Origin of the sequence: Inquilinus sp. KBS0705, from assembly GCA_005938025.2 — a bacterium.
Lineage (GTDB): Bacteria > Bacteroidota > Bacteroidia > Sphingobacteriales > Sphingobacteriaceae > Mucilaginibacter.
On record VCCI02000002.1, the window covers coordinates 456965 to 479407 of the forward strand.

At 44.7% G+C, this 22443-nt stretch carries 17 protein-coding genes and 1 tRNA gene; 9 read left to right on the forward strand and 9 right to left on the reverse strand.

Annotation, left to right across the window (positions count from 1 at the left end):
* Positions 1-59 precede the first annotated feature (59 nt).
* Positions 60-2441: a Bacterial alpha-L-rhamnosidase gene (locus tag FFF34_013440; protein ID TSD64897.1), complete on the reverse strand. Its 2382-nt coding sequence runs from the start codon at positions 2439-2441 to the stop codon at positions 60-62.
* Positions 2442-2503: 62 nt separating this feature from the next.
* Between FFF34_013440 and FFF34_013445 the strand changes: the two genes are divergently transcribed.
* Positions 2504-2713, forward strand: coding sequence for a hypothetical protein (locus tag FFF34_013445; GenBank protein TSD64898.1), 210 nt, complete (start codon positions 2504-2506; stop codon positions 2711-2713).
* Positions 2714-2805: 92 nt separating this feature from the next.
* Here the strand turns inward: FFF34_013445 and FFF34_013450 are convergent, their stop codons facing one another.
* Positions 2806-4341 carry a carboxylesterase family protein gene (locus FFF34_013450; GenBank protein ID TSD64899.1) on the reverse strand — a complete coding sequence of 512 codons (1536 nt, stop codon included), beginning with the start codon at positions 4339-4341 and terminating at the stop codon, positions 2806-2808.
* Positions 4342-4466: 125 nt separating this feature from the next.
* Positions 4467-6800 (reverse strand): glycoside hydrolase family 3 protein, encoded by a 2334-nt coding sequence (locus FFF34_013455; protein TSD64900.1) that lies wholly within the window; start codon positions 6798-6800, stop codon positions 4467-4469.
* 190 nt (positions 6801-6990) lie between these two features.
* On the opposite strand from FFF34_013455, the gene FFF34_013460 reads away from it, so the two are divergent.
* From FFF34_013460 to FFF34_013475, 4 genes are all read left to right on the forward strand, one after another.
* Positions 6991-7347 carry a DUF1801 domain-containing protein gene (locus FFF34_013460; GenBank protein ID TSD64901.1) on the forward strand — a complete coding sequence of 119 codons (357 nt, stop codon included), beginning with the start codon at positions 6991-6993 and terminating at the stop codon, positions 7345-7347.
* An 84-nt stretch (positions 7348-7431) separates the two neighbouring features.
* Positions 7432-7785, forward strand: coding sequence for a transcription initiation protein (locus FFF34_013465; protein TSD64902.1), 354 nt, complete (start codon positions 7432-7434; stop codon positions 7783-7785).
* A 21-nt stretch (positions 7786-7806) separates the two neighbouring features.
* Positions 7807-8148, forward strand: a complete 342-nt coding sequence (locus FFF34_013470; GenBank protein TSD64903.1) for a transcription initiation protein — start codon at positions 7807-7809, stop codon at positions 8146-8148.
* A 48-nt stretch (positions 8149-8196) separates the two neighbouring features.
* Positions 8197-9432: an RNA polymerase subunit sigma gene (locus FFF34_013475; GenBank protein TSD64904.1), complete on the forward strand. Its 1236-nt coding sequence runs from the start codon at positions 8197-8199 to the stop codon at positions 9430-9432.
* On the opposite strand, the gene FFF34_013480 is transcribed toward FFF34_013475, so the two are convergent.
* Entirely contained in the window at positions 9429-10709 is a 1281-nt protein-coding gene (locus FFF34_013480; protein TSD64905.1) for a DUF3472 domain-containing protein, read from the reverse strand. The two genes, FFF34_013475 and FFF34_013480, sit on opposite strands and share 4 nt — an antisense overlap.
* A 37-nt stretch (positions 10710-10746) precedes the next feature.
* Positions 10747-12693, reverse strand: a complete 1947-nt coding sequence (locus FFF34_013485; GenBank protein TSD64906.1) for a beta-galactosidase — start codon at positions 12691-12693, stop codon at positions 10747-10749.
* Between the two features lie 150 nt (positions 12694-12843).
* Between FFF34_013485 and FFF34_013490 the strand changes: the two genes are divergently transcribed.
* Positions 12844-13587 (forward strand): isocitrate lyase/phosphoenolpyruvate mutase family protein, encoded by a 744-nt coding sequence (locus FFF34_013490; protein TSD64907.1) that lies wholly within the window; start codon positions 12844-12846, stop codon positions 13585-13587.
* Between the two features lies 1 nt (position 13588).
* Entirely contained in the window at positions 13589-14206 is a 618-nt protein-coding gene (locus FFF34_013495) for a DinB family protein (protein ID TSD64908.1), read from the forward strand.
* 158 nt (positions 14207-14364) lie between these two features.
* On the opposite strand, the gene FFF34_013500 is transcribed toward FFF34_013495, so the two are convergent.
* Positions 14365-14441, reverse strand: a tRNA-Asp gene (locus FFF34_013500).
* A gap of 263 nt (positions 14442-14704) precedes the next feature.
* On the opposite strand from FFF34_013500, the gene FFF34_013505 reads away from it, so the two are divergent.
* Together FFF34_013505 and uxuA are read left to right on the forward strand one after the other, a co-directional pair.
* Complete coding sequence (locus FFF34_013505) at positions 14705-16390, forward strand: sodium/solute symporter (GenBank protein TSD64909.1); 1686 nt, start codon at positions 14705-14707, stop codon at positions 16388-16390.
* 88 nt (positions 16391-16478) lie between these two features.
* A complete protein-coding gene (uxuA, locus tag FFF34_013510) occupies positions 16479-17672 on the forward strand; it encodes a mannonate dehydratase (GenBank protein ID TSD64910.1) in 1194 nt (397 codons plus the stop codon).
* Positions 17673-17683: 11 nt separating this feature from the next.
* Here the strand turns inward: uxuA and FFF34_013515 are convergent, their stop codons facing one another.
* Genes FFF34_013515 through FFF34_013525 form a run of 3 tightly spaced genes read right to left on the reverse strand, consistent with a single transcriptional unit; the run spans position 17684 to position 22404 of the window.
* Positions 17684-20050: a hypothetical protein gene (locus FFF34_013515; GenBank protein TSD64911.1), complete on the reverse strand. Its 2367-nt coding sequence runs from the start codon at positions 20048-20050 to the stop codon at positions 17684-17686.
* Positions 20051-20088: 38 nt separating this feature from the next.
* Positions 20089-21234, reverse strand: coding sequence for a DUF4249 domain-containing protein (locus tag FFF34_013520; GenBank protein TSD64912.1), 1146 nt, complete (start codon positions 21232-21234; stop codon positions 20089-20091).
* Between the two features lie 3 nt (positions 21235-21237).
* Positions 21238-22404, reverse strand: coding sequence for a DUF4249 domain-containing protein (locus FFF34_013525; protein TSD64913.1), 1167 nt, complete (start codon positions 22402-22404; stop codon positions 21238-21240).
* Between the last annotated feature and the right edge of the window lie 39 nt (positions 22405-22443).

Below are 22443 nucleotides of genomic sequence, written 5' to 3' on the forward strand. Positions count from 1 at the left end.
AAGATTATTATGACACTGGCATAACAACTAAAATAAAGGGTATTTGTGTTAGGATAAAATTAAATACTTAAACTGTTAATGCCGCCTTTTAAATAGTAACGTTTGCCTTTCCATACTAACACCCCGTCGGTTTTTATCGGCAGGTTAACCTTTATATCCCACTTACTTCCATTTTTAACATAGTTTACAGCAATGGTACCATTGGGGTGCGGTATTTGGCCCGATGCGCTTTGCATACTGCCCAGATGCGGCTCTATCTTAATTTTGGTAAAGCCGGGGGCATCGCTATCTATCCCCAAAAAGGTGCGATAAAACTCGATGTTCGGGCTGGCTCCCCAGGCGTGGCAATCGGACCGGTTATGCTCCAGGTCGGATATTTCGGCCCAGGTGGTCATGCCCATACCTATGTTTTTGCGCCATATATCCAGCCAGCTAATGTAATCATTGCCCAGGCCGCCTTTGGTTAAGGCCTGGTGTACGTAATATTTAAAGTAGATAGTGGTAGCTGTAAGGCTGCTGTCTTTTTCAATTTTTTTGGCAAGCGCTGTTACTGCAGGACCGTTTACCATACCGCTTAATATTGCCAGCGAATTGGTATGCTGCGAATAGGTGTCTTTATCCTTTGTATCGGCATATACGCCTTTCTTGCTGTCCCAATAGCTTTGCTGTATGGCTGTTTTTAACTGTGCCGCTTTTGCCCTGTATAGCTGCGCATAAGCCGGCATGCCTAACTGTGTCTCCATTTCGGCAGCTTGCTGGTAGGTCCACATCAGTTGCATATCTAATATAGCCGAGTTACCGTCCTTATCTTTTGGTTGTTGCCCAAAATCCCAGCTTTTGGTATCTATCCAATCAACAAAGGTCCAATAAGGTAAATTTTTTAGCAGGCCGTTTGCTTGCTGGTATTTACCAAAAAAGGCCAATACCTGCCTAACTCCGTTTAACTTATCCTTTATAAAACCTACATCGGGGCGGTACATCCAATAATCGTGCAGCATAGCAATGTACCATAATGAGAAGGTGCTGATGATCTGCGGACTATAAGACGGGTGCCTGCTTAGCGTTATCCCTTCAGCCAGGCGCGAGTGGTCCATTTGGTTAAGGGCATTGCGTGCAAGGCGGTCATCGCCGCTGTTAAAGTACGATACAAGGGCCTGTATGCGGCCATCGCCTATGTACTGTAATTGCTCGTAGTAAGGGCAGTCCATATAGGTTTCTACCGCGCATGAGCGTGCTGTGCGCCAGCCTATATCCAGCATTTTTTGCAATTCAGGGTCGGCTGTTTGCAGCCGGGCATTTTGTTTAAACGGATAGCCGGTAAACGTGCCGTAAATATCGTTAATTACCAAGGGCTCATCTTTGGTGCTAATGTTTACCAAAATGTACCTAAAGGTGCGGAATGCCATTGTGGTAAAGCTTTGATTAGCTGACCCATCCGCGGTAATGCTATCTTTACGGCCTATTATTTTCAGGCCTTCAATCTTATCGCGATTGGTTTTAAGCATGCTGTTATTCGGGGTATTTACCATCGGCGCTTCGGCATAGGTAAACGAAATACCCGCGTTATTGCCCCCGGTTAAACTTAAAGAGAGATAGGCGTTGGTCAAAAATGTTTGATCTAATATAATGGATGCCTTTGTATTGGCCGGGACAGTAACAGCTGTTTTCACAGCCGGAAAGCCGGTGGGGACACTAATACCAGTAGCTTTACGCATAACCGCTATGCGTTGTGGCGTTAACTCCATTTGCGGCAAAGCCGATGGCACCAGCATCCAGCCAAAGCCGTTGGTTATGCCCTTGGGGTTGCCATTATCTATCCGCGATGCTGCAAGCCAGGCGCTATCATTATAATTGTTTGCGGTCCAGTCCTTTATAGTCTCGTGCATGTCAACCATTTCGCCGGGGCCTGCTACGTAGTAGGTGCCGTAGCCTACACCGGTTAGGGGTTTAAATGCTTTATCGCGTATACATTTCCAGGTTTTATTGGTATTAAGCACCTCTTCTGTTGCGGTATTGCCCTGTAGAATAAAGGCTGTACGGTCAGATATCTGTGCCTCGGGGCGGGTGTCACCCTCGTTCCATACCAGGGCGGCTACTGTGTTTTTACCTGCTACAAGGTAAGGGGCTATATCTACTGTTTCAAACTTCCAGTAGTACATATCGCCGCGGGCGGGGCCTAATGATACAAGTTGCTGATTTACATACAGTTTATACCGGTTATCTGCCGATACATGGATCACAAATTTAGCCGGTTTTGTTGGCAGATCGATGCTTTTACGGAAGTGGTATACACCATAGTCGCGCAGTGGTTGGTTAGGTACCGATACCCACGAGGCTTTCCAGGGATGGTTTAAAATATCGGGGTTTATGGCTTGTGAGAAGGCTGTGTTGGAAAACAACAAGCACAGCAGCATGGTGGCAGCATTTAAAAATGATCTCATAGCAAAACGTATTGTTTATTACAGGTTTATAAATGTAATAATAAGGAATTTATGAATGAGAAATGGAAACGGCGGCGTTTAATGCAGGACAAAAGGCACTACAATTATTTTCAATTTTGGAGCGTTGTCTTTTTGAATATAGTTTTGAGATAAAAAAGGCCTTTGCGGCACGTATGGGCCGTTTCCTTTCCACTTTTGGCTATAAATTTTTCGTTTATTTTGTTGGTCTTGCGGGAAATTTTCGTTTTTTTTCGCTACCCCTCACTCACTAATATAACATTTTATTTCATATAAAAAAGTTTTTGTTAAGTCCGCACCCGTCCGCGCGGACAGGCATGGGCTCAAACGACACTTTCGGACTCCTTTATTTTGTCGCGTCCTTTACCATAAAGTCAAGCGCGGCTTTATCAGGCAATGGTACCGCGCCGGGCTTTTCGCCTAACATCATCACCTGGTTGCCGGTTGGGGTATAGGCCGGCCACTCGGGCAAGCCGGGGCCGTTAGGGTTGCCGGTTTTTGCAAAATTAACCCAGTAAGTCGACATGGTGTTTGCCAGCTCCTGATCGACCGGCTCAAAGGGGCGGTTCACAAATTTCAGGTCGTTAAACACATAAGCTACCTCGCCGGTATGGAAAGCGCCGTACTTTTTAAACGCTTCGGTTGCAGGCATGCGGCGTGTAAAACGATACAGGTAAACCTTGGCCTTGCCCTTTGCCGATTGCGCATTGGCCCAGCTATAGTTTTGTATACCAAACATTCCATCGCGTGATAGCCTGATCTGCGATCTTTCGGCATCGGCATCTATCGATCCGGGATATAGCTTTAGCACTTCTGCCGCTTTTGCGCCAAAACGCTTTTTAATACCCTCTGTATAATCGGCGGCGTTTTTTATGCCCCCAATAAAAGCATCATCCTCATTCCATCCGGTTAAAACAGGCACCTGGTTCTCTTTATTGGCAGCAAATGCGCTTGATGGGGTCTGTGGCAAAACATAGCCATCAATTATAGGGCGAAAATTATTTTGTTTAAGCAACTGCTCCGCAGGCAAATTTCTTAGCTCAGCAAGCGATTTGGCATTAAGCAACCGGGCTGTTTTAACCCCGTTTGCTTCGGCCTCGGCCAAATCGGTGCCACCAAGCGGACCGGGTAGCATGCTGGCACCGCTCTCGGCAATAGCTCGCTGAAACAGGCCTTTTGCCAATGGCGATACCACCAGGTAATTAACAGCAAAGGCCCCTGCCGACTGCCCTGCAATAGTTACATTGGCAGGGTCGCCGCCAAAAGCCGCTATATTTTTTTGAACCCATTTTAACGAGGCCACCAGATCGAGTATACCATAGTTGCCCGAGGTATGGTTAGGCGATTCTTTAGTTAGTTCGGGATGTGCTAAAAAGCCAACAATGCCAACGCGGTAAGGTACGCTTACCAGTATCACCCCTTTTTTCGCTAAGGCCTCGCCATCGTAAATAGGTACGTTGGTGCCACCGCTAACAAAGCCGCCGCCGTATACCCAAACCAATACCGGCCTTTTTTCGATTGCCGATTTTGCGCCTGTCCAAACGTTAAGGTAAAGGCAGTCCTCGCTTATCGGTTCTTTTTTTATCAGAAACTCTTCGGTATAAACCCCAAAAGGCGTTGGCACGGTTTGCATAGGGCTAGGGCCAAAATCGGTACAGGCTTTTACGCCCAACCATGGGCTTACCGGTTGTGGCGCTTTCCAGCGCAAGTTGCCAACGGGCGGTGCTGCAAACGGGATGCCTTTAAATGCTACTACCGATGCATCTGCATTAACGCTTCCCGAAATTTTGCCGCCTGTTGTGCGCACAATAGGGAAGGGGTTTTGTGCCGTAGCGCCAAATGCGCACAATATGGTTAAGGATAAAGCCAGGAAGCGTTTCATAATTTTTGGTTTAAATGGACACTAATTTCACGAATTAAAGCGAATTGCACGAATGGGGGATTTTAATTACCCTCTCAAACCCTCTTAATCATCTCTTAAGTGAAATTACTGCTTGTTAATTATAGTTATTTGCTTTTTACATATTTTGCAGTACGGGCATCTTTAATTACACCTTTCCAGTTTAAGCCGTAACCAAAATCGTAAGTGTGGCCTTCGGTATCGGTGTAGCATTTCATATCATGCGGTACATCTTCATACTGTGCTTCTACTACTTTCATGTCTAAAGGCATCTGTAAAGGCAATAATGCCGATGGTTCTGCCTTGCCGGTTAATATATCTAAACTGGCCTGGCCCTGTACGCCAAAATCTACTATTATCGCGTTAGCCTGTTTTTCTAACTCGCCAAAAACCATTGGGTTATTCAGGTTTACCGATACTATAACCGGCTTACCTTTCATTTTGGCATAAGTATCGGTCACCATAGCCAAATCGGTTACATTGGTTGATGTTTCTGATTTGCCTTTATAGCTGCGGTTGGTAAAGCTCTCTAATGGGTCGCCGCCGGCAATGCTGGTTTCGCGGGCTGTTTCGGCAGTATACTTGCCATATTGTAACGATACCGGTAAATAACCGTTTCCGCCGGCTTTTACATCGTCTGCATCATATCCGCCGTGGCCAATAGGGCTGGCAATAAATACCAGGGCATAATCGGCCTCATCAGGGTTTTCGGTTACTTTAAAGTATTTTTTTACAGTTTCTATATTCACCGGGTATTCCAGTTTTTCGGGGTAAGGCATACCCAAAAAGTTTTTACCCGCCGGGGTGAATTTTTTAGGCACATAAACGGTTTTGCCGGTTTGCAAAGGCAAAACGTTTGCCTTGTTCTTTAACATCACTATCGATTTTAGTTGCGCCTGGTAACCTGCCGCCATAAAATCGGCATTACCCACTGTTTTTTTAGTGGCCTCTGCATCAAGGTATGGGTTCTCAAACAATCCGGTGCGGAATATCCCCCTTAATAACCTTACCGCCGATTGCTCAAAGCGTGCACGCATAAAGGGCTCGCCATGTTCTTTAACGCCCATTTGGTAGGCCTCTAAAACAGGCGCGGCATCGTTGTTGCCGCCAAACTGATCAACGCCGGCCATTAATATTTTATAATGGCGCTCGGCTAATGTAGCCTTCTCCATCCCCCATGATTTACCCGACAAAAAGCTGTTGATAACAGTTTCATCGCCGGTAACCAGCCAATCGGTACAAATAACACCATCATATTTATACTTGGTGCGCAGCAAATCGTTAATAATGTATTTGTTATAGTTATTAGCTACGTTCTCGTGGTTTTTGGTATCCTGTTTATAGCTAATAGTGTAATAAGGCATTACCGCCGCGGCCATACCTGTTTTACCTTTTAGTTTAAACGCGCCCTGGGTAAAGGGGATAAAGTGCTGGGTAAAATTATTACCGGGATAAACGGCATACTTGCCAAAACCGTAGTGTGCATCGCGGCCACCCTCGCCGGCACCACCGCCAGGCCAGTGTTTTACCATGGCATTAACACTGTTATAGCCCCAGCCGCCGCTTATTTCTTTATCGCCGGTTGAGGTTTGAAAACCATCGATATAAGCGCGTGCCATATCAGCCGCCAACTCGGGGTCTTCGCCAAATGTACCGCTCACGCGGTTCCAGCGCGGGTCGGTAGCAATATCTACCTGGGGCGATAAGGCTGTAGCGATGCCTAAGGCACGGTATTCCTGCGCGGCAATATGGCCAAAGTTTTGGGTTACGGCAGGGTCGAACGTAGCGGCCATACCCAACGAGCCGGGCCACATAGATATATTGCCGCCGGCACCAGCATTAAACTCGGCAGTTGCCAACGTTCCGTTACGCGGATCGGAACTGTTGTTGGCCGGTATGCCAAAGCCAATGCCTTCTACAAACGCTTGCGCGTTGTTGTTCCATTGGGCAGCTATTTCGGGGCTTTGTACCGATGTGATCAATACGTGGCGTACGTTATCCTTTTCTAAAAATGCTTTTTGCTGATCAGACAGGTCGTAAGGCTTGGCGCCGCTTTCCTGGAAAGATTTGCCACCATAAAAGCCCGCGAATGGCCCAACAGGCGCGGCCGGTATCATTTGGTGGCGACTATACAGCATTAACCCTGCAATTTGATCGACCGTTAGTTTTGATGCCAGGTCTTTTGCCCTTACATCAACAGGCAGGCGCCAGTCTTCATACTTATCCAATTTGCCATTTTTGTTCATGTCCTTAAAGGCAAGGCCATCTACCGTTAAAATTTTTACGCCCGAAGTGGTTGAATAGCCAAGCGTGCGGCCGCCGCTATTGTTAACAGTGGCAATAGTACCATTTTTAGTTTCGGTCCATTTATTTTGCGCCAGCAAAGTGGCAGGCAACACTACTACAGCCATAGCTGCGCCTAATAAGGTAATTTTTTTCATAAACAATTTATAGTACTTGGTTTGCACATGCAATTGCATGCGTATAATTGGTTTTAATGCACAAACAAAGAATTATTGTGTCATTACTACACAATACTATATAATATCTTTTTAAATAACAAGCATTGAAGCAATTAGGTAATAAATATTTTTTTGAGCACCTTAGATATTACAATGTTAAACCCAGGCTATGAATAAACCTAAAGACGTGGACGAGTATATCTCGCGTTTCCCGGCCGAAACACAGCAAGTGATGCAGTTGGTACGGGCTACTATAAAAAATGCCGCTCCGGGTGCCGAAGAAGTAATTAGTTATAGTATGCCGGCCTATAAATTAAATGGGATGCTGGTGTATTTTGCGGCCTATGATAAACACATTGGCTTTTACCCTACAAGCCTGGGCATTGCTGCCTTTAAGCACGAGTTTGCCAGTTATAAAAGCGCGAAAGGTTCGGTACAATTTCCGCTTGGGGATCCTATGCCGCTGGAACTGATCACCAGGATTGTGCAGCATAGGGTAAAAGAGAACAAGAGTAAAATAAAATAAGCCAACCAACCTGTCCAATTACTAAAACCTTGTTTGTTATTGGGGTATAAACAAATTATCTGATAACAATTAAACAAAAAAATTATGGATGAGTATGCATTAATATTCAGGCACGAGGACGGGCAAAAGGTAGCATCGCCCGAGCAGATACAGGCCTGGATGAAACAAACCATGGACTGGATTGGCGGCATAGCCGCGCAAAACAAATTTGTAAGCGGCACCGGCCTGCCCTTTGCCGAAGCCAAGGTGGTACACTACAATAACGTAGTTACCAACGGACCATTTGGCGATATCAAAGAAACGCTTGGCGGTTTTGTTATTGTTAAAGCCGATACCGTTGAAGAAGCGGTAGAGTTTGCCAAAGGCTGCCCTGTTTTACAAGGCGAAGGCAATACGGTAGAGGTAAGGAAAATTGCAAAAAACGACGGCACCCATTAACAAACATTAAAACTTAAAAAGATGAAAGATTTTTTATTGATATTCAGGTCAGACAATGTAGTTATGGCGGAAGCTTCGCCAGAAGAAAGAGAAGCAATGACAAAGAAATGGATGGATTGGGTAGTCGGCATAGCAACCCAAGGCAACCTTACCGATAGGGGTAACCGCCTGCACCCAAGTGGTAAGGTGATGAAAGGCGGCCAAATAATAACCAATGGCCCTTACACCGAAATTAAGGAATTTGTAGGCGGATATTCGATCATCAAAGCTGAATCATACGAAGCTGCTGTCGAAATAGCGAAAGATTGCCCTATATTTTTGGTAGATGGCAGTTTAGAGGTGCGCGAAGTTAGCCCGATGTAACGTTCTATCATAAGTCTCGCCTGTTGTGGGCGGGACTTTATATTTTTTATGGAGCAGCAAGAATTAATACCGCATTTATTCCGTACCGAATCGCGAAAGCTAACAGCTGTGCTGTGCAAACTATTCGGTATAGAAAATGTGAGTATCGCCGAAGATGTGGTTAGCGAAACCTTTTTAGCCGCACTTGAAAGCTGGCCCTACAAGGGTATCCCCGAAAACCCGGTTGCATGGCTGTATACCGTAGCAAAAAACAAGGCCAAAAACCTCATTAGCCGCGGTCACTTATTTAACGATAAAATAAAACCACAGGTAGAGGCTGGAACTGCCTTAGGCGAAGAATTTGAGATTGACCTATCGCCCAAAAACATAGCCGACAGCCAGTTGCAAATGCTGTTTGCCATTTGCCATCCGGCCATCCCTGCCGAAGCACAAATAGGGCTTGCCCTGTGCATACTTTGCGGGTTTGGGATTGATGAAATAGCCAATGCCTTTTTAAGTAACAAAGAAACGATCAATAAGCGCCTTTTTAGGGCGAAGGAGAAGTTGCGGACTGAGCGGGTTGCCATCGCCTTCCCGCCCGAGGCAGAGATAGGCAACCGTTTACAAGCCGTGCTTACCACCCTTTACCTGTTGTTTAACGAAGGCTACTACTCCGAAAGCCGCGACACCATTTTGCGCAACGACCTGTGCCTGGAAGCTATGCGGTTAACCTATATGCTGATCGAATACCCGCCAACAAATCAGCCTGACGTGAACGCCTTGCTTGCACTCATGTGTTTCCATGCTTCGCGGTTTGAGGCCCGGAAAGATGCAAACGGAGCCGTCATTTTGTATAACGACCAGGACGAATCGTTATGGAACCAAGAGCTTATTGCAAAGGGGGCTTACTATCTTAACGAGGCATCTACAGGAAACAAACTATCAAAGTATCATATCGAGGCAGGTATTGCCTATTGGCATACCATTAAAGAAGATACTACCGAAAAATGGGAAGGTATTTTGCACCTGTTTAACCAGTTGCTCATGATAGAGTATTCGCCGGTTGCGGCACTAAACCGCACGTATGCCTTATCAAAGGTTAGGGGTAACAGGATTGCCATTATAGCTGCCGAAAAGCTGAATTTAAGTAACAACCACTTTTACTACACCCTGCTTGGCGAGCTATACAAAACCATCGATCCGCAGGAAGCGCAAAGCAATTTATTAAAGGCGCTCCACTTAGCCAAAACCCAGGCCGATAAGCAACTGATAAGGCGAAAGATAGAGGAATTAGAAAACCTTTAATTTGTTGGCAAAGCGTTAATATCAATAACCGGGGCCTGGCTATTGGCCGGCCTTGTAAATTGCCGGTTAAGTGTAACCAGGTCATCAAAAAAGCCGCAATTGCGTAAAAAGAAGAAACTACCCTGCTGGCCGCCGCTGTAATCTTTACGGTTATTCTTTCGTGCCGTATCATCGCCGGTATAGGTTACGCCGGTAATTTGGTGCCATTGGTTATTAGCATCGCCTATCCACTGGTTTTGGTAGCGGGCTGTGCGTGTTTTGTCGCCATTATCGGGTTCGAAATTTTCAAGAAAGGAATACAAGCCGCCAAGATAGGCGTTGGTTTGCGGCCTGCTAAAGCTGGCTACCAGCATCCATTTATTGGCAGCAACATCTTTAAACCAGGCGGTGTAAGTGGTGGTGTTATGGGCCTTATCAGGCTCGGCGCGCATTAAAAACGCGTAGGTTTTACCCGCTTGCCATGGGTAATTCATATAGCTTTGCCCGCCCGAACCTTCGGCGCCAAACTCGCCGCCATGCACGGTAGCGCCTTTAGCAAGCAGCTTTATCCGCAGACTATCGGGGATGCTTTTGGGATCGTCTGTTTCAAAAGGGCTCCATACCGAAAACAGTACATGGCGCTCGGTAGCCGAATTTACCTGCATACCAAAATAGCCCCCGCTAAAGCCGTCGGCCATAAAATAAGAGCCGATGATGTCATTTTTTTCGGGCACTACTATTTCGTTATAAAACCATTTTACCTGGTTTTTAAACTCGGCCGGCACCGTGTAACGCAAATGCACCGACGGCCCGCGCCTGCCGAAGTGGTAAGAGAAGCCCGGCCGAACGTAGGTATATTCCTTTTCGGCACTTGTGCCGGTTACAATTAAATCGCTTACCTGGGCGTAAACACTATCGGTTTTGCTGATGCCCTTTAGGCTAAGCTTTACGTAGCCCGCGTTGGCAATATTTACCTTACCAATGCTTATGGTATCAAAATTGGTATTTGTTAGGTTTTTGGTAAAAACAGTTTTACCAACCGATACGCTTATCCGGCTTTTACCCGCCGGCACCCTAACACGTAGTGCCAACGATAATTGCTGCGCCTGGGGAACCCTGAAATAAACACTTGCCGATGATTTAGCATCACCCCAATTTATTAAGCCATCATCGGTAATAACTGCTTTGCCGCCTGCCCAGGCGTTGCCACCAAGGGGTATGGTTATAGAAGTTTGAGCAAATATGGTAGAAGTTAACGCCAAACAAACAACAGCAAGGAACAGTATCTTTTTCATCATAGCAGCCAGGAATAAGGCTCTAAATTATGAAAATCTGTTAAGCCCACTTAATTACCAGTGTTTCTTCGGGGTTTATAGTAACAATGTTACCCAATACATGCCCCTGCTTGTTAGCCGATAGCATAATTGGTCTTGCATTTTTCGGCGTTACAAGCTTAACTTCCTGGGTGAGGTTAAACTTATTTATGATGATAGTAACTACCTCTTGCTGATACTGCAGCGTTTTTATAAGCATGCCCTTTTGCGGGGTATCAAACATAAAAGGCCCCCGGTATTTAAGCGCTTTTACCAGTAACTGGTTAAGCGCGGAGTAATCGTTTTGTATACGGCTGCCTAACCCTGCAAGTGTGGGTATCCAATGAACAATCCCTTTACCATGGCTATTACTTAAGGCGGCAGATAAAGAGTTATCGGTGGCTAAAACTTTGGCGGTTGTTTCTTTTAAAATACCTTTCCATTGGTAAGCAGGTAGGCTTATATCCTCAATTTGCAGCGTTTCTATTTCATCTATAGCTTTATATTCCAGCACATCGCCACCCAATATATCCCGTAGGGGGAAGCCAAGCCGCATGGTACAAACCGCGTTTTCGTCGTAATATCCGGTCAGGCCATCTACTATTAACCGGCCACCGTTATGCACAAAAGCGGTAAGCAACGGCCAATAGGTTGATGGAATAGATATTTGATGCGCCAATATAATGGCCTGCCCTTTGTAGTCGGCTTTAGTAAAATCAAACTCGCTGATCTCTTTAAAATTGGCTTGTACACCAGCCTCGCTCAAGGCCTCAAAATAGGCCAGGGCCGATTTCATCACCCCTCCCTCATCACGCCCTTCGTAGCTTTTGCCGTGCATCTGCAACGTCTTCTCTACCCACATCGACTCGCGGGTATATAAAATATTTATACCTGATTCTACCTCTTTTGCATGCTCAAAAAACTGCGAGTTTTGGTTGATGCTATTAATAACTTTTGTAGTCGCCAAGAGCCTGTCGCTTGGCTGGTTATGGTAATTAAGCATGGCCCATTCACCGGCCTCTATACCCGATGATCGGGGATTAAAGCACCAAAATATAGCGCCTTTGCTTTCTGTGGCTATGGCTAGCCAAAGCCATTGGGCAATTTCTTCGGCTGTAGGGCAAAGCGATAAAAAGCCGCTATAGGTATTGTTGCCACCTTGCAGCTCGGTCATAAACCAGGGGATATCACCCGCACCCGAGCGCAATATTTCGCAATTTGCAGCAACGGCTAAGGCATATTGGCTGCGGTTAAAATAGCCAAAATGCCAGCTGGCATGTGCCGAACCACCCAGGCTGGTTAAAAAATCGCGCCACTCGGTGAAATTATATTCAGATACATTTTTAAATATGGCGTGGTTATTTACATGTATGATGCTGCCGGGGTCATGCTTATGTATCTCATCCGTTAGCCATTTTAAAAACCAGGTGTTGTAGTACAGATGGAAGCGTTCATCGGCAAAATCAAAACGGTCGTAGCCGCCGCTGTTGTATTCGGCTTGGGCATGTGCTGCCTTCCACTCCTTATATTTATAAGTAGCAAATTGCTCTTGCGGGAAAGAACCAACCCCCGGCTCGTTCACCGGTACCCAGCCGTAACAAGCGCTAAACGTTTTAAAATGGCTTACCAGATTTTGTACATATCGCGCTATATTGTTTAAGTGCTCTTCATCCCTCGGGAATTTTAATCCGCCCAGGTCGGTAAATGCTGTAGCCGGGAACAGGTTGCCATAAACCTTAATACCATATTTTTCGGCAGCTTTATAAGCGGTATCATATAAGGTGTAATCCCATGTGCCATCCGGCTTACGCATGTAGTTTTCAAACAGCCGTATGCGGGTAACGGTCATCCCCGCTTCTTTCAAGCGTAAAAACCAGGTATCAATTTCTTCGGCAGTTTGCCCGGGTTCTATAAAAACCTCGGCACCGAACATAATGGGGGTAGCTTGCTGTTTGGATTGGTATTGCATGTACTCCTTAAACCCGCGGCTGTAAAAATGGTTTGGAGGGATAAGCACACTTCTGTATTTGCCCCCGTGGTGTATAGATGGTCCAAAACGGCCCGCCAGAATGTCTAATTACACCCTCGCCTGAGGATATAGATTACCTTACATTTGTTTATGTCTGCATACGAAGCCTTTTACCAACTGCATCATCAAACTGCCCCGTTTTTGTTAGCCAACGCATGGAACGCTAAAAGCGCCCGGTTAATAGAAAGCGCAGGTTTCCCGGCCATAGCTACTTCAAGCGGTGCCATTGCCGACTCCCTGGGTTACGCCGATGGCGAGCAGATCCCGTTTGAAGAATTGCTATATATAGTTCAAAGAATAAAAGCATCTACAACTATACCATTATCGGTAGATATGGAAAGAGGGTATGGCAATGATCTCACCAAGATCAATGACCAGGTACAAAAACTGTTGGACATTGGTGTTGCGGGCATCAATTTAGAAGATGCCGAGGGCGAGGATGTTTATTTAGGCAAATTAAACAGCATCAAAAATTACCTGGTTAAAACCGGGCAGCAACTTTATATAAACGCCCGTACCGATGTTTTTTTACAAAAGTTGCCATCGCCATTAGAGACAGTTATACATAGAGCTAAGCTTTATCACAACGCCGGTGCAGATGGCCTTTTTGTTACAGGCATTGGCGATGCATCGGTTATTAAACAGATCACCTCAGCGGTTTCTCTGCCGGTCAATATCGTCGGGAACGCCAACCTTGCTACTGTGGATACGTTAGCAAATGCTGGTGTTAAAAGGATAAGCATGGCGGTATTTTTGTATAGGGCCGCTTACAATAACGTGGCGCAGCTTGCCGGGGCAGTCAATACATCGCAATCATTAACCCCTTTATTTTAATATGATACGAATATTTATAACCGCGATTTTAAGCCTTGCAGTTTACCAGGGCAGCGCACAACAAAAAACCAATATGCTTACACCATCAGAACGAGAAAAAGCTATTCAATTATTAACACAGACCAATTCGGGCGTATTTGATGCTGTAAAAGGATTGAGCGAAGAGCAGCTTAATTTTAAACCGGCTGCCGACAAATGGAGTGTGGCCGATTGCATTAAGCATATTGCCGCGGCAGAAAAAGAACTTTGGGCCATGGCCGAGCCTGCCTTAAGCCAACCGGCTAACCCAGAAAAAAGAGCGGATATCAAATTCAGCGATGATGACCTGATTAAAGCGGTAGAAGACCGTTCGCATAAATCCAAAACCTTTGCCGCGCTGGAACCTGCTAATTCGCCATATAAAACAGTGCCGGAAGCCTTAGCCGCCTTTAAAGCGCAACGCGAAAGATTGATCTCGCTGGTTAAAGATACAAAGGCGGATTTGCGCAACCATGTGCTTGTACTGCCCGTTGGTACTTACGATAGCTATCAATTTATTTTGCTGATAGCCGCACATAGCAACCGGCATACCCAGCAAATAGATGAGGTTAAAGCCAATGCGGAGTTTCCAAAGCATTGAGGAAGCACTCAGGTGTAACCACTTCGTGATAAAGAATTAAAACAAGAAGCCCTTTAGAGTTCATCTAAAGGGCTTTTTGTCTTCGCTGCCAATCTGTTTAAAAGGGCATAAGTTAAAATCTTATAAAGCAAAAAAGGCTTCACAATTGTGAAACCTTTTTGCGGAATGGACGGGACTCGAACCCGCGACCTCCTGCGTGACAGGCAGGCATTCTAACCAGCTGAACTACCACTCCGTTTGGGTTGGCAAATATACGCACCTTTTTGTTTTACACAAGCTGTTTTTAAAAATTTATCATATTTATAGTTTTTAGGCCTTTTTTGTGATATGCTGCTCGTAAACTACAAGCCTGTGCCTCAATTATTAAGCACAACCGTAGCGTCATATAATTTTTACAGATTTAGCGATGACTTTTAGCCTAAAACTTGCTAAAACCGCATTTATAGCTTAATATTAGCCCTCCAAAACATTAAACCATTATTTAAACCAACAGCTTAAATGAAGACGCTATCCACTGGTGATTACTATGTATTTTTCATCTATTTTTTAATTGTATCTTTTTACGGATACTGGATATACAAACGCAAGCATAATGCGGATGCTACCTCGAAGGATTACTTTTTGGCCGAAGGCTCGTTAACCTGGTGGGCAATCGGTGCATCGCTTATCGCATCCAATATATCTGCAGAGCAGTTTATTGGTACCAGCGGGTCGGCATTTAAAATGGGCCTGGCTATATCTACCTACGAGTGGATGGCCGCTGCTACATTAATTATCGTAGCTGTTTTCTTTATTCCCATCTACCTAAAAAATAAAATTTTTACCATGCCGCAGTTTTTACACCAGCGGTATAATGGTACAGTGGCCATGGTAATGGCTATATTTTGGCTGCTGCTTTATATTGTGGTTAATCTAATGTCTATTTTGTACCTAGGTGCTTTGGCAATTAGCGGCATATCCGGGTTAGATATTACTTTATGTATTACACTGCTGGCGGTGTTTGCAGTCGTGATAACACTAGGCGGTATGAAGGTTATTGGCTATACCGATGTTATACAGGTATTTGTTTTGGTACTGGGCGGTTTGGTTGCTACTTACCTGGCCTTAAACCTCATCAGCGAAAAATCGGGTACTACGGGCTTGTTGAATGGTTTAAACATTATGCGCAGCGAGGCCAGCGACCACTTCCACATGATATTTAAAAAGGATAACGCCAATTATATGGACCTACCGGGCCTATCGGTATTAATAGGTGGTATGTGGATAGTAAACCTTAACTACTGGGGCTGTAATCAATACATCACACAAAGGGCATTAGGTGCTAACCTGAAAACAGCTCGTGCGGGTATCCTGTTCGCGGCGTTTTTAAAGTTGTTAATGCCGGTTATTGTGGTGCTGCCTGGTATTGCGGCTTATCTGCTTTATCAAAAAGGCATGTTTCATCAAGAGATGCTTAGCTCGTCGGGCGTTACCGATGTAAATAAAGCTTATCCTTCGCTTTTAAACCTGTTGCCTACCGGTTTAAAGGGATTATCATTTGCGGCGCTTACAGCCGCTATTGTAGCCTCGCTGGCGGGTAAGGCAAACAGCATTGCTACTATTTTTACTTTAGATATTTACAAAAAAGCCATTAACCCTACCGCTACCGATAAAAATTTGGTGGTATTGGGCAAATGGTCGGTTGTGGTAGCTATGGCTTTAGGCGTAATAATGTCCTTAGTTATTGGTGAGCAATTAATGGGCGAGGGCAAGCAGGGCTTCCAATATATTCAGGAGTATACGGGCTTTGTATCGCCGGGTATATTTGCCATGTTTATTTTAGGTTTCTTCTGGAAAAAAGCGTCATCAAACGCGGCTTTATTTGCCACAATAGGTGGCTTCGTATTCTCGGTGATATTTAAGTTTTTACCCTACTACGCCAACCTTGCCTTCATGTCGCCTTTTGGATTTTCAAAAATGAACGAAAAGGGGGTTTACGAAATACCGTTTATAGACCGAATGGGCTTTGTGTTTTTAATATGCGTTCTTGGCATGTTCATCATATCTAAAATAGACCAGGCAAAAGGTGTTAAAACCAACGGATTGGAAATTGACGCTTCGATGTTTAAAACATCACGGGCCTTTACAGCAGGTGCTTTAATTGTGGGCGGTATTATTGTAGCGCTTTACTCGTTCTTTTGGTAATAACAAATACAATATTAAAAAGCGGCTTTACACAAGGCCGCTTTTTTTATGGTTGATAAACTTTAAATTAGCCCACCCAATCGTCAATATGATCAGCAATTTAGAACAAACTTTCCGTTGGTTTGGTCCGCAGGACCCGGTGTCGTTAAAAGCCATTAGCCAAACCGGGGCTACAGGAGTAGTAACCTCGTTATACCATATACCCGTTGGCGATGTTTGGAGTTTAGAAGAAATAAACCACCGCAAAAAAATTATTGAAGATGCCGGCTTAAGCTGGTCGGTAGTAGAAAGTGTGAACATACACGAAAGCATCAAAACGGCTTCTGCGGGGCGCGACAGGTTTATAGATAACTATGCAGCCACGCTGCAAAATCTATCGTTGGCGGGCATAAAAACCGTGTGCTATAACTTTATGCCGGTGCTCGACTGGACACGTACCGACCTTGACTACCGTCTGCCTAACGATGCATCGGCCCTGCGGTTTGACGCGGTAGCTATGGCGGCGTTCGACTTGTATATTTTAGAGCGCGAAGGCGCCTATATCGATTATACCCTTGCGCAACAGCAAGCAGCAAAAGTTTTTTTAGATAATATAAGCGCCCAACAAAGGCAACAGCTGATAAACAACCTGATGGCCGGCCTGCCGGGCACTAACAAAACCTTAACTATTGCCGAATTTACGCAGCACCTGCAGCAATATGCCTATACCGACGCCGCACAATTAAAAGCTAACCTTGCTTATTTTTTGCGGGGAATAATTCCTGCTGCGGAAAAGGTGGGGGTTAAAATGTGTATACACCCGGATGATCCGCCATTCCCGATATTAGGGTTACCAAGGGTAGTATCAACCGAGCAGGACCTGAATGATGTGATCAACGCATCACCATCCATAAGTAATGGCATTACCTTTTGCAGCGGATCGTTAGGCGCGCGCGCAGATAACGACCTGCCGGGAATTATTGAACGCCTGGGCAGCCATATTCACTTTTTACATTTACGCAATGTACAACGCCAAAGCGATGGCAGCTTTTATGAGGCTGAGCATCTTGGCGGTAGCAGCGATATGTTTGCAGTGATGAAAAAGGTGATATTAGAACAACAGATACGTACTAATGCCGGCCGTGCAGATACCGCTATACCCATGCGGCCCGACCATGGGCATAAACTGCTCGACGATTTTAACCATAATACCTATCATGGCTACTCGGCTATTGGCCGCCTTAAAGGCCTTGCCGAGCTGCGCGGACTTGAGATGGGCATAAAAAAAGCCTTATTTTCATAAGGCTTTTACAATTATTTTACTTCGAAGCTAAATATTTGGGAGCCTGCCTGCCCGCCGGGGGTCATGCCTTGTACCACCCCCCAATATTTACCGGCTTGATCCGAGGTGTAAAACGAAACGCTTTTTGGTGCCTGTGTACCCGTATCAATATCCGGCGACCAATACAAAAGACTGCGGAAATCGGGCATGCGGCTTTTAACCTGGGCATCTGTTTCGTAAACGGGCGAGTAGAATTCGCGCTGCAACTGCATCCCCTCGTAATCTACAATAACCGCGTGCGGGTCCATTTCTGTGCCGCCAAGGTCGCCTTTATAGGTCGTATAACTTAATACCCCTTCGTAAACCGAAGGGCCCCAGTAATAGCGGTTCCTTATTACCTCTAAACGCCTAACCTTAAGCGGATCTATCGCCATTACCTTATTAATGTTAAATACAGGTATACCATCAAGCAATACCAAAGGGTCGCCGCTTAAAAAGCTTTTCTCATCTATAACTTTTATATGGTACTTGCCCGAAGGGTGAAAAACATTCACTTCTCTTATATATTCGCGCAGTACCTCTTCCATTGTTATAAAGCGGGTATAGTCATCAAGCTTATAAGTTTTGTAGGGCTTGCTGTAAAAAGCGGAACTATCAACCCCGGGGTTGTAAAACTGTTTTAATTTGTTGCCTGCGTATACATTTTGTACCTGCATACCAATACTGGCCTCCTGCAAGGTTTTTTGCATGCCGGGTGTAAGGCTAAATATGGGTAAAGTATTTTTTGAGTACTGCTCATAAAAGGGGCTTAGCACTTCTAACTTACTGGTGCTATCCAGCTCGGTATTGGTTTGCACCACAATTTCGCCAGGGCCAAACATTTGTTTGGTATTAAATAAAAGGCGGCCCGCCGAATCGCTTTTAGCGGCATACAACTGCACCCTTTTACCCGGTATAGCCATAAACGCAACCACGTTTGATGCTGGCAAATTAGTAGCCTGATCAATGATCTTTGCATTAACGATATGCCCGTTATATTCGGGTAAATAGGTAAATGCAGGGGTCTTATCTTTTAATACATTATCCCATTTAAAGCGGCTCCAACCTTGGGTAAGCATCAAATTATCCGCTGCTTCATCGGCTTCGGCGGTAATTGTGTTTAAATAATATGCTGCCGATTCGATGGTTCCCTTCAGGTCGGCACTTAACCAAAAATAGCTGGCAATATCTTCCTGGTTTACATCCTGTAACGAGTCGGCCCTAAAAACAGCCATAGAAAGGCCGGCCGGCAACAATTTGCCCGACGCATCTTTTGCCGCAACCTGTACATTTACCTTTTTACGGGTAGCATACTGCGCCATATCAGTATTGGCATTTATGAATAGCGCCTGCTTCGGTCGCTTAAAATATAAGCGCTCACACACAGGTTGCTTATTCTCGTTAAAAATGGTGATGTGCGATACGCCTTCATCTAAAGCCGCTTTACTAATCACAAAACTAGCAGTTCCGTTATCTAAATCGGCACTTTGGGCTACTTTGGTGAGATGGCCGGTATGTGCAAAAAGATAAATACGACCGCTTGATGTACCGTTTACGCGTACCCGTAAATTACCGCCACCGGCATCGGTTAGCTGCATAGCATATCCGGTAGCACTAACAGCAGGCATATCCTTTATAAACGGTTTATTGCCCACCGTAGTTATTACCGCACGGTAAATAGTATTACCTACAGGCGTAAAGCTAAAGTGGCCCATTCCAAATTTTAATGGCTGAAACCTGGCCACTGTATCATTTTGCGGGTTTACAATAGCCCCTTTAAACGTAATACCTTTGCCGTTTGAAGCTACTGCTTTAAACGCCACATTATTGGTAACACCGGCCAGCAATGTACCACCTTCGGGGAAAAACTGAACGTTAAACGCAGCTGCGGTTGTTTTAACCTGCTCGGGGGGTCGCAACGTATTTACAATGGTTATCTTTTTTTCGAAGAAGTAATCAGGGCCAAAGTTTTTCATCCAATTGGTGTAGGCTCTTAGCTTATAGTTACCATTAGCAACCGATACCGGTATCAGGAACGATCCGTTACCGCTACCGGCTGTAAGAGATATCTTAGCTTGCAATATAGCGTTTTGAGTGTTATCTATCACATCAACATACAGCACTTTGCTAATGTTAAGCGGTTTGTGATAAGTGCCATCAACACAATAAGCCTTAAACCAAATTATCTCGCCCGATAGGTAGGCGCTCTTATCGGTATGTACAAAAACTTTTTCCTGCAATGCGCCCTGCTCGTATTTGTTAAAGCTGCTTTGCAATTGCTGTAATTGTTGCGCATAGCTATTGCTAATGGCGCATAGCATTGTAACTGTAAGAAGTAGTATATTTTTAATTGCCTTCATGTTTTGTTCAATTCCAATAACTTATAATAACATTTATATTATTTCCAAAACGGTGGTGGTTTTACAACTCCCCTAACCGTGCAATCAGCACATTCGTACGTACTCCTGAATACCCCTATTAGAAAGCCCTGTTTATATATACCAGATGTTGCTATCATCGCCTTTGACAGGATGTAAGTATTGATGGCATCAAACCCTATGGTCGAATCCTGCGTACAGGTTTCGGGATATGCGGTTACCCAATTGGCCGGTAGCTGTGCCTTATCAATAAATATTCTTTTTGATGTTACCGTACTTGCGCTTATAAAGCCAATTACCGGCTCTTTAGGGTTGCTTATGCTATGGATGTTACCTGTTATTTCTGATGGGAGAGCGTCAAATATACTCCCTAAAGTTTCGGTGTTCTTTTGTAAATTCTCATAAAAATTGTACGCCTCTTTTGTTAGTGCATACTGCCTTAAAAGCATGGTATAACGCACACTTATCTTATCAGAATAAGACGGTATAGTTGTTACCAGGCCTTTTGAAATAACATCCTGGGCAAGCTTTACAGATGAAGCCAACGCGATATGGTTAGACCTGTCTTTATTAAAACAATAATATATTTGATGGTCATCGGTCCGCAGCCTGAGGGTATCATGCGCGGCTTCAAAGCCTGATGAATATTTGGCATGAAAACGCCAATCCTCGTCAAAATCCCAACGGTAATACACTGTTTTATTAGACGGATCGTGTGTGCTTACGTTAATGTTTAAAGCATTGCTTTGGGGCTCAAAAGTAATGCTATCAATCGGTGGAGTTTGTTTTACTTCCACTTCGTCTGATAGGTACTCCTGATGGGTAACTGTTTTAATTCTCAACCTGTATTTTTTTGTCTTATCTAAATTTAACCCCGAATGGACATAAACCCCCGTTTTTATTTCGCTCAAATTATACTTTATGTCCTGGCTTTCTACAGTCAGAGCCGCCCCTGCAACACCATTGGTGATTGTAGTATCGCCCAGGTTTTTTGTAAGGCTTAGCCTGATAAATGTAGAGTCGGCACCGCTGTTTATCACACCGTCTACAACCAGATAACTCGATGGCGCGGTAATAACCGGCGGCACGTAAGGCTTTTTACACCCTACCGCTATATAGCAAAGAGCTGTTGCTATGGTAACCGGATATATATTGCGTATCGTCATAACTTATTTCCAAAAGGCAGGCTGCTGAACGCGGCCCCTTAAAGTACAATCGGCACATATAGGGTCGGTACGATAGAAACCTATAATAGTAAAACCTCGTGGATCTGTAATTGATGCTGTAGGTATAGCAGTGCCTAACAAGATATAATCACGTACTTCATTAAAACCATGGTCTCCTACATACAATGTGGTGTCTTGTCTGCACGATTCCGGGTAAGCGGTTTTCCATGTATCAGGCAATTGGCTTTTATCAATAAATACCCGTTTGCTTTGCACCGCACCCGCGCTTATATAGCCAATTACAGGTTCCGATGGGTTTTTAATATTATGGATGTTGCCTGATATTTCTGAAGGTAATGCGTCAAAAATACTTCCCAAAGTTTCGGTATTCTTTTTAAGGTTTTCCCAAAACTCATAGGCTTCTTTAGTTAACGCATATTGTTTCACTAAAATGCTGTATCGCATGCTTATTTTATCAGATTCGGGCGCGATTAAAGTTAAAGGAGCCTTCGAAATAACGTCTTGTGATAGTTTGGTTGATGATGCAATACTAATAGTACTTGATGCTACTGTGTTAAAGCAATAGTATATCTGATTTTCGGCTGTTCTAAGTATCACGGTATCACGTGCGGGGGCCACCACAAAGTCGGACCGGTACCTGGTATGAAAGCGCCAGGTTTCTACATATTCCCAACGGTAATAGAGTGTTTTATTTGCCGGATCGTGGGTACTTACATTAATTTGCAAGCCTTTGTCTTTAATTTCATAGCCTACATCATCAATTGGCGGCGCCGATTTTACCTCTACATCATCTGAAAGATATTCTTGCCCATCGGCTGTTTTTATGCGCAAATGATATTTCTTGGTCACGTCTAAATTAAGTCCCTGGTGTGCATAAACACCGTTACGCAGCTCAGGTAAGTTGTAGCTTGTACCGTCACCTTCTACTATTACAGTTGCTCCTCGTTCGCCGCTTACATTAACACTGTCGCCCAGGTTACGGGTGCGGCTCAAGTTTATAAAAGTAGTGTCGCTGCCGCTATTTATTGTTCCTTCTACAACCAGATAGCTGCTTGGCGCTGTAATTTGTGGAGGTGTATAAGGCTTTTTACAGCTTATGGCTATGGCCAGCAAGGCTATATATAAAATATATTTTCTTTTAAATTTCATGGTTAAATAGGCTGATCTGTCTTTTATTCTTATCCTTAA